Annotated in this window: 14 protein-coding genes and 1 riboswitch; of the genes, 7 read left to right on the top strand and 7 right to left on the bottom strand. The window is 60.2% G+C overall.

The annotated features are described in order from the left end of the window. Window positions 1–45: 45 nt before the first annotated feature. Window positions 46–1,083, top strand: coding sequence for a M28 family peptidase (locus D3Y59_RS10665; RefSeq protein ID WP_119445035.1), 1,038 nt, complete (start codon window positions 46–48; stop codon window positions 1,081–1,083). A gap of 172 nt (window positions 1,084–1,255) precedes the next feature. Here D3Y59_RS10665 and D3Y59_RS10660 read toward each other — a convergent pair whose 3' ends face one another. Next, window positions 1,256–2,182, bottom strand: a complete 927-nt coding sequence (locus tag D3Y59_RS10660) for a S66 peptidase family protein (protein WP_119445034.1) — start codon at window positions 2,180–2,182, stop codon at window positions 1,256–1,258. A gap of 96 nt (window positions 2,183–2,278) precedes the next feature. Here D3Y59_RS10660 and D3Y59_RS10655 point away from each other — a divergent pair, with 96 nt between their 5' ends. Further along, window positions 2,279–3,502, top strand: coding sequence for an alpha/beta hydrolase (locus D3Y59_RS10655; protein WP_162910688.1), 1,224 nt, complete (start codon window positions 2,279–2,281; stop codon window positions 3,500–3,502). A 36-nt stretch (window positions 3,503–3,538) separates the two neighbouring features. On the opposite strand, the gene D3Y59_RS10650 is transcribed toward D3Y59_RS10655, so the two are convergent. The 4 genes from D3Y59_RS10650 to D3Y59_RS10635 form a co-directional block, all read right to left on the bottom strand. Continuing rightward, the gene (locus D3Y59_RS10650; RefSeq protein ID WP_119445032.1) at window positions 3,539–4,810 is read right to left on the bottom strand and encodes a homoserine dehydrogenase; all 1,272 of its coding nucleotides are present in this window, start codon (window positions 4,808–4,810) and stop codon (window positions 3,539–3,541) included. Continuing rightward, window positions 4,788–5,822 (bottom strand): homoserine O-acetyltransferase family protein, encoded by a 1,035-nt coding sequence (locus D3Y59_RS10645; RefSeq protein WP_119445031.1) that lies wholly within the window; start codon window positions 5,820–5,822, stop codon window positions 4,788–4,790. Before D3Y59_RS10645 ends, D3Y59_RS10650 begins: the two co-directional genes overlap by 23 nt. 233 nt (window positions 5,823–6,055) lie before the next feature. After that, the gene (locus tag D3Y59_RS10640) at window positions 6,056–7,441 is read right to left on the bottom strand and encodes an O-acetylhomoserine aminocarboxypropyltransferase/cysteine synthase family protein (RefSeq protein WP_119445030.1); all 1,386 of its coding nucleotides are present in this window, start codon (window positions 7,439–7,441) and stop codon (window positions 6,056–6,058) included. 376 nt (window positions 7,442–7,817) lie between these two features. After that, window positions 7,818–7,928, bottom strand: a riboswitch (SAM riboswitch). A 240-nt stretch (window positions 7,929–8,168) separates the two neighbouring features. After that, complete coding sequence (locus D3Y59_RS10635; protein WP_119445029.1) at window positions 8,169–8,477, bottom strand: LysM peptidoglycan-binding domain-containing protein; 309 nt, start codon at window positions 8,475–8,477, stop codon at window positions 8,169–8,171. A 209-nt stretch (window positions 8,478–8,686) separates the two neighbouring features. Between D3Y59_RS10635 and D3Y59_RS10630 the strand changes: the two genes are divergently transcribed. Then, window positions 8,687–9,106, top strand: coding sequence for a lipocalin family protein (locus D3Y59_RS10630; RefSeq protein ID WP_162910687.1), 420 nt, complete (start codon window positions 8,687–8,689; stop codon window positions 9,104–9,106). A gap of 92 nt (window positions 9,107–9,198) precedes the next feature. Here the strand turns inward: D3Y59_RS10630 and D3Y59_RS10625 are convergent, their stop codons facing one another. Then, complete coding sequence (locus D3Y59_RS10625; RefSeq protein WP_119445027.1) at window positions 9,199–10,272, bottom strand: lysylphosphatidylglycerol synthase transmembrane domain-containing protein; 1,074 nt, start codon at window positions 10,270–10,272, stop codon at window positions 9,199–9,201. Window positions 10,273–10,551: 279 nt separating this feature from the next. On the opposite strand from D3Y59_RS10625, the gene dxs reads away from it, so the two are divergent. Beyond that, window positions 10,552–12,495 (top strand): 1-deoxy-D-xylulose-5-phosphate synthase, encoded by a 1,944-nt coding sequence (gene dxs, locus D3Y59_RS10620; RefSeq protein WP_119445026.1) that lies wholly within the window; start codon window positions 10,552–10,554, stop codon window positions 12,493–12,495. 59 nt (window positions 12,496–12,554) lie between these two features. Here the strand turns inward: dxs and D3Y59_RS10615 are convergent, their stop codons facing one another. Beyond that, window positions 12,555–13,562, bottom strand: coding sequence for an SRPBCC family protein (locus tag D3Y59_RS10615; protein WP_119445025.1), 1,008 nt, complete (start codon window positions 13,560–13,562; stop codon window positions 12,555–12,557). 131 nt (window positions 13,563–13,693) lie between these two features. Here D3Y59_RS10615 and D3Y59_RS10610 point away from each other — a divergent pair, with 131 nt between their 5' ends. The 3 genes from D3Y59_RS10610 to D3Y59_RS10600 all read left to right on the top strand — a co-directional run bounded on the left by D3Y59_RS10610 (window position 13,694) and on the right by D3Y59_RS10600 (window position 15,816). After that, window positions 13,694–14,602: a GNAT family N-acetyltransferase gene (locus D3Y59_RS10610; RefSeq protein WP_119445024.1), complete on the top strand. Its 909-nt coding sequence runs from the start codon at window positions 13,694–13,696 to the stop codon at window positions 14,600–14,602. After that, window positions 14,578–15,255 carry a uracil phosphoribosyltransferase gene (upp, locus tag D3Y59_RS10605; RefSeq protein WP_240410334.1) on the top strand — a complete coding sequence of 226 codons (678 nt, stop codon included), beginning with the start codon at window positions 14,578–14,580 and terminating at the stop codon, window positions 15,253–15,255. Before D3Y59_RS10610 ends, upp begins: the two co-directional genes overlap by 25 nt. 123 nt (window positions 15,256–15,378) lie before the next feature. Further along, a complete protein-coding gene (locus D3Y59_RS10600) occupies window positions 15,379–15,816 on the top strand; it encodes a hypothetical protein (protein ID WP_240410333.1) in 438 nt (145 codons plus the stop codon). Window positions 15,817–15,898 lie beyond the last annotated feature (82 nt).

The raw sequence follows: 15,898 nt of genomic DNA, 5'->3' as shown, positions 1-15,898 counted from the left end.
GCTGAGCATGACGCTCTTACTTGATATAGTTTCTGATTGACTTACATGACCCGCAACTACCTGCGCCTGTTGTGGCGCCCTGCCGCTTTGCTTGCTGCTACGGTGCTGCTTACGGCCTGCCCCGATAAAAAGCCCGCTGCCTCCGAAGCCGAAACCACCGCCGAGCCGCCGTTGCGCAAGGCACCGGTATTCAGCGCCGATTCGGCCTACCAGTACACGGCCAAGCAGGTGAGCTTTGGGCCGCGGGTGCCCAATTCCAAGGCGCACACCCAGGCCGGCGACTGGATTATTGGCCAGTTCCGCAAAATGGGCCTGCAGGTGCAGGAGCAGCCTTTTACCACCATGGCCTTCGATGGCACGATGCTGCGCAGCCGCAACATCATTGCCCGTTTCAACCCCACAGCGGCACGCCGGGTGGCGCTGTTTGCCCACTGGGATACCCGCCCCTTTGCCGACAAGGACAAGCAAACGCCCAACGTGCCTTTTGATGGCGCCAACGACGGGGCCTCGGGCGTGGCCGTAACCCTGGAAATTGCCCGGCAGCTAGCCGCCCAGCCCGATTCGCTGCAGCCCACGGTGGGCGTCGATATCATTTTGTTCGATGCCGAAGACTACGGCCACGACACCTCCACGCAGGGCAGTAGGGAAAACAAGCTGGCCGCGCAAGGCCTCGAAAGCTGGTGCCTAGGTTCGCAGTACTGGGCCAAAAACAAGATGCCCGCCAACTACAAGGCCGAGTACGGCATTCTGCTGGATATGGTAGGGGCGAAGGGCGCCCGGTTCTCGCGCGAGGAGATTTCGCGCCAGTACGCCAACGACGTGGTGGGCAAGGTGTGGAACATAGCTGGCCGCCTGGGTTACTCCGACTACTTTATTGCACAGGACTCGCCCGGCATCACCGACGACCACGTGTTCACGAACCAAGCCGGCGTGCGCACCATCGACATCATCGACCACGTGCCTTTCGGCCAGGAGTACTTCCCGCCGTACCACCACACCACCCAGGACAACATGAGCATCATCGACCGCAACACGCTGAAAGCCGTGGGCCAAACGGTGCTGACGACGTTGTACCAAGAGTAGCGTTGACAGAGCTACAAAACAGCGGCGCCCGTTCAGTATCAGTCTGAACGGGCGCCGCTGTTTCTACTAGAACTGGCGGCGCGTGTAGCGCGGGCTGAACCGCAGGAAGGCGTAGCCAAGCCTGCGCTATACGCGCCGCCATAGGTCAGAAATTACTATCCGCGGACGCGGACTACAAAGTCCGCGCTACGGCACTCCCAGCGTACTCCAACCGAGTGCCGGCTTCAGTAACTACCAGCCGGGCGCGGCGGCCGCAAATCAGGGCCATGTTCTCGGGCTCGTGGCCTACGGGGAAGTTGTAGGCCACCGGAAACTGGTACTTGCGGGCGTAGCTGTCGATGATTTCGTAGCTGGTTTGGCCGAACGGAATGGCGTTGTCCTGTGGGTTGGTGAAGTGCCCGACTACCAAGCCAGCCAAGTCGCGCAGCTTGCCCGAGCGGTCGAGGTGCACCATCATGCGGTCGACGTTGTAGAGGTACTCATCGATATCCTCCAGAAACAGAATACGGCCGGCGGTGGGGCAGTCGGAGGGCGTACCGCTGAGGGTTTGCAGCAGGCTAAGGTTGCCGCCAATCAGCTCGCCCTCGGCAGTACCTAGGCGGTTGAGTGCGTGCGCGGGGGCTGTGTAGCTCACCGGCTCGCCAAACAAAGCCCGGCGCAGGCTTTCGAGGGCCAACTCGCCGCCAGGCTGATTGAACAGCAGTGGCATTACGCCATGAATGCTCTCGTGACCTAGGGCCAGCAGGTGGCAGTTGAGGGTGGTAATGTCGGAGAAGCCTGCAATCCACTTCGGCTGCTCGGCAAAGCGCGAAAAATCGAGGTGGTCGATGATGCGCGGGGTGCCGTAGCCGCCGCGGGCGCACAGGATTGCCCGGATGCTGGGGTCGTCGAGCTGCCGCTGAAAGTCGCGGATGCGCACTTCGTCGGGGCCGGCAAACTGGTGATGCTCGGCGGCCACTGTTTCGCCCAGCACTACCTCCAGGTCCCAGCTTTCGAGCACGGCAATGGCGGCGGCAAGTTCATCGTGCGAAACTTTGCGGGCGGGGCACACAATGGCTACCCGGTCGTGGGGGCGGAGCGCAGGAGGCGTAGTAGGCATGGCAAGGAGAGCTGAGCTGCAAACCTACGCCGAAGAATGCGGTAGTATGCTACCGATGCCGCTTATTGCCGTACGCTAAAGCTCACGTTGTTGGCCATGAAACAGCTACTCCTTGCCTGGGTTATGTTGCTGCTGGGGTGCTACCCCGTGCTAGCGCAAATCGATACTACAGGTGGCCGCTACTGGCAGCCGCGCTTTCAGCAGGTAACCGTTACGCGCGGGGTGGAATACGGCTCGGCGGCCAACCTCAGCGGCACTACCCAGGTACTGCGCCTAAACCTCTACGAGCCCACCGGCGACACCGTGCGCCGACGCCCGCTTATTGTGTTTGCTCACGAAGGCGCTTTTCTCACCGGCAACCGCGACGATGCGTTCATGAACGCCATTTGCACGCGCATGGCCCAGCTAGGCTACGTGGCTGCCAGCATCGATTACCGCCTAGGTTTCTTTCCGCTTGATAGCCTCAACGTAGGCCAAGCCGCCCTGCGCGCCACGCAGGATATGCGGGCCTCCATCCGGTTTTTCCGGCGCGATGCAGCCACTGCGCGCCAATACCGTGTGCACCCGAGCTACATTTTTGCCGCCGGTTCGTCGGCGGGCGGATTCATGGCCCTGCAAGTTGGTTACCTCGATAAGCCCAGCGAAGTGCCTTCGTACATCAACCTGAACTCGTTAGGCGGCCTCGAGGGCAACAGCGGCAATCTCGGTTACAGCAGTCGGGTAGCAGGTGTTATTAATTTGTGCGGCGCCCTAGGTAGCCTAAGCTGGCTCGAGCCCGGCAACGTGCCCCTGTGCAGCGTGCACGGCACCGCCGATGGCGTGGTGCCCTACGGCGTAGGCAAAGCTTGGGGCTACGCCGCTTCGCCCCGGCTTTTTGGCAGCGGTGTTATTAAGCCACGCGCCGATGCCCTAGGTATACCCAACGTGCTGCGCACCTTGAGCAACGCGCCGCACGTGCCCTACAACGGCAGCAGCCCCAGCAGTGTCGCGTATTTCGACACGACTTACCAGACCGTACGGGCTTTTTTGCGGCCGTTGCTGCGCCAGCCGGGTACGGTGCTGAGCGCCGCCCCAAGCAACCGCCAAGCCAGCGAATTGCAGATCTACCCAGTGCCCGCCCAGCAACTCATCGTGCTGGAGGCAACTGGCCAGCCGGTATTCAAGCCCCGGCAAGTAGAGTTGATTGATACGCAAGGCCGCGTGGTGCGCCGCTTTCTGTGGGACAAGCCGCGTATGCTGATTCCGCGCGGCAACCTGCCCGAGGGTGCTTATTACCTCAGCGGCGAAGGGCTGCAGGGCCGAACCATCATCTTGCAATAACCCGAACGGGCTGCCTAGGTAGGCAGCCCGTTCGGGTTATTCGGCCACAAGCTCGGTGGCTAGTTGCGGCGGCTGAGCAACCGCTTGCCGTGTTTTGCCCGTGCGGGCCACGAATGCGCCGGCGGCGCGTAGCGCATCGCGGTGCTGGTGTAGCTGCTTCAGGCGGACATAACCTAGGAAGCCTACCGGTGCCGAAGTAGCTGCTATGGCCGCGCCCAATTCGTTGGTAACACCTAGGGCGTGCTGCAGCACTTCGGGAGCATTGCGCAGGTACACTTCCAGCTCCAGATCCGGCGTTGCCTCAGCAGTATCCGTGGCAGCGGCGCTCAGCTTATCGTAGCGGTAGCGGAAGCCGTTGCGTAGGGCTGCTAGGTCGGAAAGCACGGCCGAGCCGGTGGGGTGGCCGCCGGCACCGCGGCCGCGCCAAAAGTGCTGGCCGGCAAACTCGGCTTCCACTACTACGCCGTTGAACTCGCGCTCCACGGCATACAGCGGCGAATCGGCCGAAACCAGCTGAGGGGTTACAAACACGGTAGCGCCGCCGCCCGGCAAGGGCTGCAAGCTGGCCACTACCTTAATCTTCTGGCCGCGCTCGGCGGCGTAGCGAATGTCGGCCGACGAAATGTTTTCGATGCCTAGATTCAGCACGTCGTCGGGGTTCAGCAGCAAGCCGTAGGCATGGGCGGCCAGTATCACCGCTTTCGACCTAGGATCGAAAGCTGCCATGTCAAGCGTGGGGTCGGTTTCGGCAAAGCCTTGCGCTTGGGCTTCGGCCAAGGCCTCGGCGTAGTCGGAGCCGCCCTCGCTCATGCGCGTGAGCACGTAGTTGGAGGAACCATTGAAGATGCCGCTTACCGAGCGCAGCGGCTCCTGGCCAAAGTAGCTGTCGAGGGTGCGAACGACTGGGATACTACCGCACACAGCTGCTTCGTATAACAGCGTGCCGCCAAAATCGCGCTGCAATTGCAGCAGTTCGGGCAAGTGCCGGGCCACCATGGCCTTGTTGGCCGTAATCACCCGCTTGCCCAGGCGCAAGGCCGAACTCACCAGCCGGAAAGCTTCGGCCGCATCGTCGATAACCTCTACCAGTATATCCAGGTCGGCGTCGTGCAGCAGTTCATCGGCCTGAAACTCAAAGCGGCTAACCGGCAAGGCACGCAGCTTGGTGGGGGTCTTCACGGCGATGCGCACCACCTCAAAACCAGCTTCGGGGTGCCGCTCCAAAATCTCGAACAGGCCCTGCCCAACGCAGCCGAAACCAATTAGCCCAATGCGGGTGTGGGGGTTAGTGGACGAAGGTTTGGACATAGAAACGTTCGAGGAAATGCGTGATTTGCGCGGTTTCGATCAGAAAACCGTCGTGGCCGTAGGGCGAATCCATTTCGGCGTACATGGCGCCGGGTATGTGGCGGGCAATAAACTGCTGTTCGGCCGGCGGAAACAGCACATCCGACGAAATGCCGAGCACCAGCGTGCGCGCTTGCACCTGCGCCAGCGCAGCTTCTAAGCCATTGCGCCCGCGGCCCACGTTGTGCGAATCCATGATGTGCGACAGCGTAACGTAGCTGTAGGCATTGAAGCGCGCCGTCAGCTTGTCGCCTTGGTATTGCTGATAGGAGCTGGCCCGGTAAAAAGCCGGCAGCGTATCCTCGTCGGGCTCGGCTTGGGTGCGACCGTAGGCATCGTAGCTGCGGTAGCTGAGCAAGGCAACAGCCCGGGCAGCCCGCAAACCCGCCACGCCGCCTTCGGGCCCGCCGCCCTGGTAGGTGCAATCGGCCTGAATAGCTAGGCGCTGCGCCTCGTTGAAGGCAATGCCCCAGGGCGAGTGCCGCGCGTTGGTGGCCAACAGCACCAGGTGTTCGAACCGCTTGGGGTGCGCAATGGCCCACTCCAACGCCTGCTGCCCACCTAGGGAGCCACCGATAACGGTATGTATCTTCTCGATGCCTAGGTGCTGACGCAGTTGCTCGTGCGCGGCAACCAAGTCGCGCACCGTAAGGCGCGGAAAAGCTTGGTACAGCGGCCGGTTGTGCGGCAACACCGGCGTGAGTGGGCCAGCGCTGCCGTAGCACGAACCCAACACATTAGCACACACAATAAACCATTCGGCCGGGTCGTAGTAGTGGCCAGCGCCCACCAAGCCGGGCCACCAGCTTACTACATCGGCATTGGCCGTGAGGGCATGGCACACCCACAGCACGTTGTCGCGCGCGGGGCTAAGGGTGCCGTAGGTGTGGTAGGCAATTTGTGCCCCGGCCAGCTCGCCGCCGCACTCCAGCGGCAGCGGTTGGGCCAGGGTTAAGGTTTGTTGTTGGCTCATAGCAGGTCCTTTCGGGTAAGGCTGAAAGGAGTGGTAAAACACCGCCACCACTAGGCGTGCGGTGGTAAGTCATTCTTTGCTCCCGGCCCCCTCGAGCAGATAAAGGGGGCCGGAAAGCAAAGGAGCCGAAGCGGCGGCGAAGCACTTTCTCCCGAAGCGCTTCGCCTAGGTGCCTTGCTGGAAGGGAAGCCCCGTACCATGGCAGTGGATGGGCTTCCAAGTTTTCCCTCCCTTTATACTTCCAGCGTGGCGGGGTGCTCGGCTTGTTGTTCGGTGAGAATGGCGTTATCCTTGTCGGTGGTTAGCGGCGCTGCGTTGGCCACAGCGTCGAAAGCGCGCTGCAAATCGGCCTTGATGTCGTCGATGTGCTCGATGCCCAGCGACAGGCGCAGCAGCGTGGGCGTTACGCCGGCGGCGCGCTGCTCCTCGTCGGAAAGCTGCTGGTGCGTAGTGGCCGAGGGTTGGATGATGAGCGTTTTGGCGTCGCCCACGTTGGCCAGGTGGCTAATCAGCAGCAGGTTGTCGATGAACTGGGTTGCCGTATCCTTCGAGCCTTTGATGGCGAAGGTGAGCACACCGCCGAAACCGCGCTTGAGGTACTTGGTGGCCAGTTGGTGGTAGGGGCTACTCTTCAGGCCAGGGTAGTTCACGGCTTCTACCTGCGGGTGCGCCTCCAGCCACTCGGCAATTTTTTGGGCGTTTTCCACGGTGCGGTCCACGCGCAGGCTCAGCGTTTCGAGGCCGATGAGCAGCTGCCAGGAGTTGAACGGGCTCTGCGACGGACCGAAGTCGCGCAGGCCTTCTACCCGGGCCCGGATGATAAAGGCAATGTTGCCGAAGGGGCCATTCTTGCCGAATACGTCGTTGAACACTAAGCCGTGGTAGCCTTCGCTCGGCTCCGTAAACTGCGGAAATTTGCCGTTGCCGAAATCGTACTTGCCACCATCCACAATCACGCCCCCGATAGAAGTGCCGTGCCCGCCAATCCATTTCGTGGCCGACTGCACCACAATGTGCGCGCCGTGCTCGAGCGGGCGGAACAAGTAGCCACCCGCCCCGAAGGTGTTATCCACAATCAGCGGAAGGTCATGCTTGTTGGCAATGGCCGCAATGGCTTCAAAATCCGGGATGTTGAAGCCAGGGTTGCCGATGGTTTCGAGGTACAGCGCCTTGGTGTTTTCGTCGATCAGGCGCTCAAAGCTCTCGAGGTTGTCGCCGTCGGCAAAGCGCACCTCGATACCTAGGCGCTTAAAGGCTACTTTGAATTGATTATAGGTGCCGCCGTACAGGAAGGAGGTCGACACGAAGTTGTCGCCGGCCTGTAGGATGTTGTTCAGGGCAATAAACTGCGCCGCCTGCCCCGACGAGGTAGCCAGTGCCGCCACACCGCCTTCGAGCGCCGCCACCCGCTGCTCGAACACGTCGGTGGTGGGGTTCATCAGGCGGGTATAAATGTTGCCAAACTCCTTTAGCGCAAACAAGTTGGCGCCGTGCTCAGCATTCTTGAATACGTAGGATGTAGTTTGAAACAGCGGCACTGCGCGGGCACCCGTGGTAGGGTCGGGTTGCTGGCCGGCGTGGAGTTGCAGGGTCTCGAAGTGCAGGTTTTGCTGGGACATGATGAGGCTGAGAAAGGGGGTTGTGGATTGCGAAATCGATGCGGAAAACCGGCCACGCCAAGCCCGAAGCCGCGTGCGCCGAAGTGGTGGCTAGCCGCAAGCCCAGTGAAAACCTAGGGTGCGACGAAGCCACGTGCCGCCGAGCAGGGGCGGCCAAAATGTAGAGTGGGAGGGGTAGGGGCGGGCTTTAAGCGCCCGCGGGGCTAACTACCAACAACAGCAACAACACACCGCTGCGGCAGCACGCATAGCTTGCGGCTGCATCATGGTCGCGGGGGCGGGGCGAACGGCTACAAGCATAGCTGTAGCGGGCGCCGCGGTAGCGCGGAACTGCGAAAGAGTGTGGTAGGGGTGCGGGTAGGTATCCATAGCACGCTATTTATTTGTCCCCTCGGTGGGGGCAGGACTTGGCACCTGCCGGCTTGTGCGTTGCCGGTGGTTGCCAGCGGGTCATCGAGCCTGTTCTCTCGCCGCTTCGGAATAAACCATGCTTCAAAAAACGCCGGGCCGTAAGCCGGGCTGGCACAAAGGTAGTACCGGTTGCCTAAAACGCAAATCCGGCAAAAAGTTTTTTCAGAGTGATGAAAACTGTAAGTCTAATAACTGAATGCTGATGTGTAATTCATTTGCAATCAGCAATTTGCTTTGTCTGATAGCGGGCCAAGTAGTCATAAAAAAACGCCTAGGGGTCGGACCTAGGCGTTGCAGTTCTGGGAGTAAGCTGGGCTTACAATTTGGGCAGCTTCAGCACCTGGCCCACCTCGATGTGGTCGGGGTTGGAGCCAATCGTCGACTTATTGGCGTCGTAAATCTGGTGCCACTTGGAGGCGTCGCCGTAATGCTTTTTGGCAATTTTCGAGAGCGAATCGCCGCTTACTACGGTATAGCTTTCGCCTTGCGCGGCGGCAGGTTGTGCTTGCTGAGCTTGTTGCGGATTGCCAAAGAAATCGGCCGCGCCGCCAGCTGGCTTTTGGGGTTGCGTAGGTTGTACGGGCTTTTTCTCGCCCTTATCGCTGAGGAAATCGAACAGTCCCATGGTTGTGAGGTCTAGGTAAGTAGGTGCGGAACAGAGCGTTGGGGCTTAAGTAAGCGCCCATTGGCTCGGCTTGGGTGTACGCACCCTGCCGCAGATAGTTGCGCGCTTAACCCTTTGCAGCAAGGCGCGTAAGTAACGGCGCAGCGCTTGCCAACTCGGCCGCGCGGCACCCGCCGAACTCTTCTGTTCTATTTCATTCCAGACACCCCATGACACGCGCATTTAACACACCACTCCACTACCTGGGCACTTTGCTGCTGATGCTAACGCTCGTAATGTATGCCTGCGGCAGCAAAGAAGGCAAGGTAGAAGGCCAGAACATGCTCTACGGCACCGAAAGCAAAATCTGGAAAACCCGCCGCGAAGAAGATGCCACCGGCGACAAGGTGAAGCAAACCTCGGAGCAAAAGCAGGAGGAAATCCGCTTTTTCGCCAACGGCCAGTACGTAATGACTTCGCCCACGCAGTCGATCAACGGCAAATACACTTTTGATCAGGCCAACAAGAAGATTACCATGACGCCCGACAACGGCAACATGTCGAACACCTTTGACGTGGCAACCCTAACCGACGACCGCCTGACGCTCCGCAGTGCCGACGGCGCTGAGTTACAATTGGAAGCCGAATAGCACGCCGCAATCCGGTTTTGCCGATGAAAGAATAAGCCCCGTGGCAGTTATGCCGCGGGGCTTATTCTTTGTCCCTAGGTGCCGGCATGGTCTTAGGAAGCCATAACCTCGTGCGCCACTTTCTTGCTAAACACCCGCCCTACCCAGCGCGGCAGAAAGACGGAGCCGAGCACGAGGTACAAGTAGTAGGTAGCTATGCGGTAGAGTAGCAGGATGAAATTCGTTATGGTGGCCGAGCCGGCGAAGCTGCGGAAGAAGAACGGGAAAGCGCCTTCGGCAAAGCCAGCACCGCCCGGCGTAATGGCCACCAGCAGCACCACTTTGTACACAAGGTTACGCGCGAAAATGATGCCGAACGTGGCCCAGCTTACGGGCACGAAAGCCGCAATCAGGCAGCCGATAACGAGGTAACGCGCCGTCCAGACGAATGCCGTGGAAAGTGCCGCCCGGCTCCAATATGCCCAACCGTTGCCGCGCAGCTGCGCCGAGGCCCACACCAGCTCGCTGCCGTGTTGCCAGGCGCGGCGGCGCCAGCGGCGCAGCCCTCGCACCGAAAACAAACGCATAATCAGGCGCTTTACCACGTGCGGATTAATCAGCAGCGCCCACGCCATCAGGCCCGAGTAAATAAACGTGAGCACGTAGCTCAGCCAAAAAGCCACTTTAAGTGTGGTGATAAAGCCGCTGTCGAGCACCTCGGTGGGGTAAATAGTATCGCCGGCCAGCAGCAGCACAAAGGGTACCACCACCACAAAGTACAAGTTGTCGAGCATGGCGGTGGCCATTACGTAGGCCAACGACTTACCTAGGGGCACGCCTTCTTTGTTGATGATGAACGTAGCTACGGTGGTACCGCCCACTGCCGAGGGCAGCACGCACGAGGCCAACTCCCAAATCATAATCACATCAATGCTCTGCCGCCACGAAAGCTGCCGTTCCGAAATGTGCCGGATGCGGTACATGTAGCCTACATCGCGCACAAACAGCACGGCCAGCACCACCAACAGCCACAGCGGGCGCGCGTCGGCCAAAGGAGCCAAGTCGCCGGGTTGGTAGCTGCGCCAGAACATAAAACCCACCACTCCGAGGCCAATAGCAACCGGCAGCAGCATCCGCGAAGGCGATAATTTTTCGAGCAGCTGGCGGTCCTGCTGGGGAGTAGTCATGCAAGTAGGTGGGTAGTGATCAGGCAAAAATACGCAGTTGGCCCAGGCAGGGTCGTTAAAATTATCAGAAGCCCTAGGTGAAGGCAAAGCGGGTAGCCGCCAGCAGCTGCGCCTAGCCGAACCGCAGCCCGGCAGCAGCACGTTAAGCTACGAACCGCCAGGCTGAAAATGTCGTAACTTTGCCAGCTAATGCCGGCACGCCTTTGCAGGCTGCCGCAACAAACTGGCCACTGCGGTGGTTAGCCGCTACCATCCCACTCGTTGCCGTAACCGAACCCAATGATTGTTGAACCCGGACCTCTGCTGGCGGCCATAAACTCGCCTGCTGACCTGAAAGAGCTGCGCGAAGACCAATTGGTCCAGCTCAGCCAAGAACTACGGCAGTTTATCATCGACTCGGTCTCGATCTACGGCGGGCACTTTGGCGCTTCCCTAGGTGTGGTGGAGCTCACCGTGGCGCTGCACTACGTGTTCAACACGCCCCACGACCAACTGGTGTGGGACGTAGGCCACCAGGCCTACGGGCACAAAATCCTGACGGGGCGCCGCGCCCAGTTTCATACCAACCGCAAGTACGGCGGGCTGTCGGGTTTCCCGAAGCGTTCGGAAAGTGAGTACGATGCTTTTGGCGTGGGCCACAGCTCTACCAGCATTGGGGCGGCCCTAGGCATGGCCGTGGCTTCCGACTACAAAAAGGAGTTTGATCGGCAGCACATTGCCGTAATCGGCGACGGGGCCATGACGGCCGGCATGGCCTTCGAAGCCCTGAACCACGCCGGGGTATCGAACAGCAACCTGCTGGTTATCCTCAACGACAACTGCATGAGCATCGACCCCAACGTGGGCGCGCTCAAAGAATACCTTACTGATATTACCACCTCGCGCACCTACAACCGCGTGCGCGACGAATTGTGGAACGTGCTGGGCAAGCTCAGCAAGTTCGGGCCCAATCCGCAGCAGATTGCCAGCAAAGTTGAGTCGGCCATGAAGGCCACCTTGATGAAGCAGAGCAACCTGTTCGAGGCACTCAAATTCCGCTACTTCGGTCCCGTGGATGGCCACGACGTGCAGCACCTAGCCACCATTCTTAAGGACCTGAAGAACATACCAGGCCCCAAGCTGCTGCACTGCGTAACGGTAAAAGGCAAAGGCTACGCTTTGGCCGAAAAGGACCAGACGCTGTGGCACGCGCCCGGCTTGTTCGACAAGATTACGGGCGAGATTTACAAGAAGGTGCCTGATAAGCCGCAGCCGCCCAAGTACCAAGATGTGTTTGGCCACACCATGGTGGAGCTGGCCGAGCAGAATCCCAAGGTGATGGGCGTTACGCCGGCCATGCCTTCGGGCTGCTCGCTCAATATCATGATGAAGGCCATGCCTGACCGCGCCTTCGACGTGGGCATTGCCGAGCAGCACGCTGTTACGTTCTCGGCGGGCTTGGCTACCCAAGGGCTGGTGCCGTTCTGCAACATCTACTCGTCGTTTATGCAGCGTGCCTACGACCAAGTGGTGCACGACGTAGCCCTGCAAAACCTGCACGTGGTGTTCTGCCTCGACCGCGCCGGTTTTGCCGGCGCCGACGGGGCCACCCACCACGGCGCCTACGACATTGCCTACATGCGCTGCGTGCCCAACATGGTAGTGGCCGCCCCCATGAACGAGGAGGAGCTGCGTAACCTGATGTACACCGCTACGCTGCCCGAAAACGCCGGACCCTTCACCATCCGCTACCCCCGCGGCGAGGGCGTAATGCCGGAGTGGCGCAAGCCCTTGCAGCGCATTGCGGTGGGCACGGGCCGGACCGTGCGCGAAGGCAACGGCGAAGTGGCCATCCTAAGCATCGGCCACATCGGTAATTACGCCACAAAAGCAACCCAAGCTTTGCTGGCCGAGGGCGTAGATGCAGGCCACTACGACATGCGTTTCTGCAAGCCGCTCGATGAGGAACTGTTGCACCAAGTGTTGCGCCGCTACAAAGCCATCGTAACCGTAGAAGACGGTTGCTTGCAAGGCGGCTTTGGCTCGGCCGTGCTGGAGTTCATGGCCGACCACGGTTACTCGCTTCCCGTAAAGCGCCTGGGCATTCCGGACCTAGTAGTGGAACACGGCTCGCAGGACGAACTGTACAAGGAGTGCGGTTACGACGCCGCTGGTATTGCCCAAGCAGTGCGCGAAATGCAGGACAAAGTAGCGGCAGCCGTAACGCAACAGTTGCTGCGGTAGTACCCCGCCAAAGCAAACAGTGTAAAAGCGCCAGCTTCGGTTGGCGCTTTTTTTTGACGCTAATTTTCCGAAACCGTAGGGCAGCAGCCCTTTTCGGATGCCTCGCAGCGGCGCTTTACTACTAGCAAAATGCGCCGCTGAATCTCGCTCATTACGTAATCCGTCCAGAGCCCGGCGTAGGGGTTGAGGTTGGTGCTCAGGCGCTGTTGGCTGAACAGCACTAAGCGCGTGTGGCCGTTGGGCAACGGCTGCAGCTCGTAGGTGCCGCGCAGCACATCGAAAAAGCGCCCGCCCACAATTACGTGCTCGTCGAAGGTAATGGGTGGAATGGTAGCTGTGTTGGGCTTGATACCAAAGGAAAGTTTTTGCTCCGGTATCCATTCGTCCACGGTTTCGATGAACTCGACGCCTCGCTCGAAAGTGGCATGGCGTACTCCGCCGATGCCCTCGTGCGTAAGCGTAGCCTGCACAGGCCGCGGAAAACCAATATCATCGACAAGGCTGGGCCCTAGGTCGGCGGGGCTGATGGGGGCTACGCGCACGATGTGCCGCCACACCACGGCCGGCGGAGCAGCTATTTCCACCACGTTTTGCACCCGCCGCAAACTATCGGGGGTGGTAAAGCGGCTTTCGGCAAAAGCTACCACAAAAGGCAACAACGCTACGGCCGATACCAGGGCATAATCGTCGGGTTTGTTGTTGCGGTGCTTCTCTAACCATGCGTAAAGCCGTGCCCCCAACCACGACACGAAGTAGAACAGCGGCAGAATTATGATCAGGCAGATGACACCCTCTAGGTGCGCCACAAACGCCGTGAGCAAGAACAGGGTGGTGGCAATCCAAGGCGCAAACACGTAACGCCACGCATTGCCGCGGCTGGCTGGGGTGTAGTGCGCCGTAAGAATGCCCAGGCCAAACGGCACCGCTATCAGAAACGACAGCATCAGCAGCCCGCCGAACCGCTCGAACGGGCCCGTGTTGAACACAAAACGAAAAGCCAAGGCGTACACCACGCCGGCAAGCACCGCCAAAAGTTTGGGAGTGTGGCGGCCAGAAACGTAGGGCATGTATCAGAGTAAAGGTTGGGTAAATATAGCTCGGCGCACTGTTGAGGTAGTATGGCCTAAGTGCGCTGGCGGTTGGCAGGCGTTACCTTTGCGCTGTGCCACTTTGCTACCTCCAACGTTCTGAGCTCGATATGGCCGATTGGCAGGCCTGCGTAGCCCAAGCCGAGGAACGTGTGCCGTATGCCCAAGCCCATTGGCTTGATGCAACCAACGGCCCAACCTGGGAGGCCATAGTAGAGCCCAAGCCCGGCGGTGGCTACGCCTCGGTTTTTCCGGTGCCGGTGCAGCGCCGGCTGTGGGGCACCGAAAGCTTGCAGCCGCCTTTTACACAGCAGTTGGGCTTGCTGACTACCGCCGCTAGCCAGCACCGCAACCCCGCCGAGTACCTAGCCTTGTTAAGCGGGCGGTTTGTGCGCTTGCATCTTCAACTGAATACCGGCAACGCTACCCCCAGCGGCCTACCGGCCGGCTGGCAAGCAACGGAACGCACTACCTACCACCTAGGGCTATCGGCCGATTACGGCACGTTGCTGGCGCACTACACGCCCGAGTTCAGGCGCCGGCTGCGGCAACACCGCGAGCAAGCTATGCCGCTGCAAGTAGTGCCGGCCGGCTCGTTGGCGCCAACAGTTGCCTTGTTTCGGAGTTACAAGCCCGACCACCAAACGCGTCTGTACAACAGGCACTTTGCGCGGCTGCAGCACCTAACGCACGCCCTAGGTGCCCACGGCGAAATACTGGAGGTGCGGCAACCCGGCAACGGCGAGCTGCTGGCCGGAGCGTTGTTTGTGCACAGCCCCAACCGCGTTACGTACCTGTTTGCGGCGGCTTCGGCGGCCGGCAAAAAGCAGCACGCGCCTATGCTGCTGCTCGATTACGTAATTGCCCGGCACGCCGGCACACCCGATCTAGTGCTGGACTTTGAGGGCGGCACCATACCTAGTATTGCCCGCTTTTTTGCGAATTTCGGGGCGCGGCCTGTGCCGTATTGTTCTCTCACCCAAACTACCCGCCCGTGGTACCTGACCTGGATGCGCTGACCCAAGGCGGCCGAGTGCACATCGTGACCTCCGAGCCGAGCATTGCCAACCATTTTTTGGCTGAGCTGCGCGATGTGCACGTGCAGCGCGATTCGCTGCGTTTCCGCCGCAACCTGCAGCGCCTCGGCGAAATCATTGCCTACCGCATCAGCTCGCAGCTGCAGTACACCGAAAAAACAGTACAAACGCCCTTGGCTGAGTCGAGCGGGCAGTTGCTGTCGGATTTTCCGGTACTGGCCACGGTACTGCGCGCGGGCTTGCCGTTCCATCAAGGATTTCTCAATTACTTCGATCAGTCGCCCAGCGCGTTTGTGGCCGCCTACCGCATCGAGGCTACTTCGCGGGTAGAGGTGCAGGTTGATTACCTCTCGGCCCCCAACCTCAACGGGCGCGTACTGATCTTGGCCGATCCTATGCTGGCCACGGGCAAGTCGTTGGCGCTTACGTACCGGGCCATGCTCCGCTTCGGCCAGCCGCGGCAGGTGCACATTGCGGCCGTAATTGCTTCGCCCGAGGGCCTGAAGCACGTACTCGAGGAAATTCCGGAAGCCCACATCTGGCTGGCCGCCCTCGACGACCACCTGAACGAACATGCGTATATTGTTCCGGGCCTAGGCGATGCGGGCGACTTGGCCTACGGAAGCAAGCTGTAAGTCTGCCTGTCAAATAATTAGCACAGTTTCGTAACCGCTCTTGGGCCCGCACCGAATTATCTGTGTAAGTACCTGGCTTTGCCTAAAACGATCAACGTCTGAACGCCCGTGATGCCGCACGCCGTGAAATACGCGTCCGTTTTCCTGCTGAGCATGGTAAAGTTCTTTGGAGGGCCGCTGGCTGGTGCTGCCGCGGGGCTATCGTTTGTGCCTACGTGGGTGCTTACCGTAGCCGGCATGATGACGAGCGTGCTGGTGTTTTCGGGGCTGGGGCGTGTGTTTGTGGCGCACCTGCAGCGCCGGCGTCGCTTGCGGCACAAACCGGTTTTCACCCCTAGGGCCCGGCAAATCGTGCGCGTGTTCCGGCGCTTCGGCATCGGGGGCATTGCGTTCCTTACACCGGTGTTGTTTACGCCCATTGGCGGAACCGTTATTGCCACGCTGCTGGGCGTGAAGCGCCGGCACATTCTGCTGCACATGCTTTGGAGCGCCATGTTTTGGGGGGCAGCCTTCACGTTTCTAACCATCAAGTTCAGCCACCTGCCCATTTTTCACCGCTGAGTTTTCCGGCACAAGCACTTTGCTGCTGCGGCCCCGCGCCATGGCGCGGGGCCGCAGTGCTTTTAGGGCGCAACAAAACGCA

It is taken from the genome of Hymenobacter oligotrophus (genome assembly GCF_003574965.1).
Taxonomy (GTDB): Bacteria; Bacteroidota; Bacteroidia; order Cytophagales; family Hymenobacteraceae; genus Solirubrum; species Solirubrum oligotrophum.
Note: the sequence above shows the minus strand (reverse complement) of the source record. Positions and strands in the feature narration are given on the sequence as shown.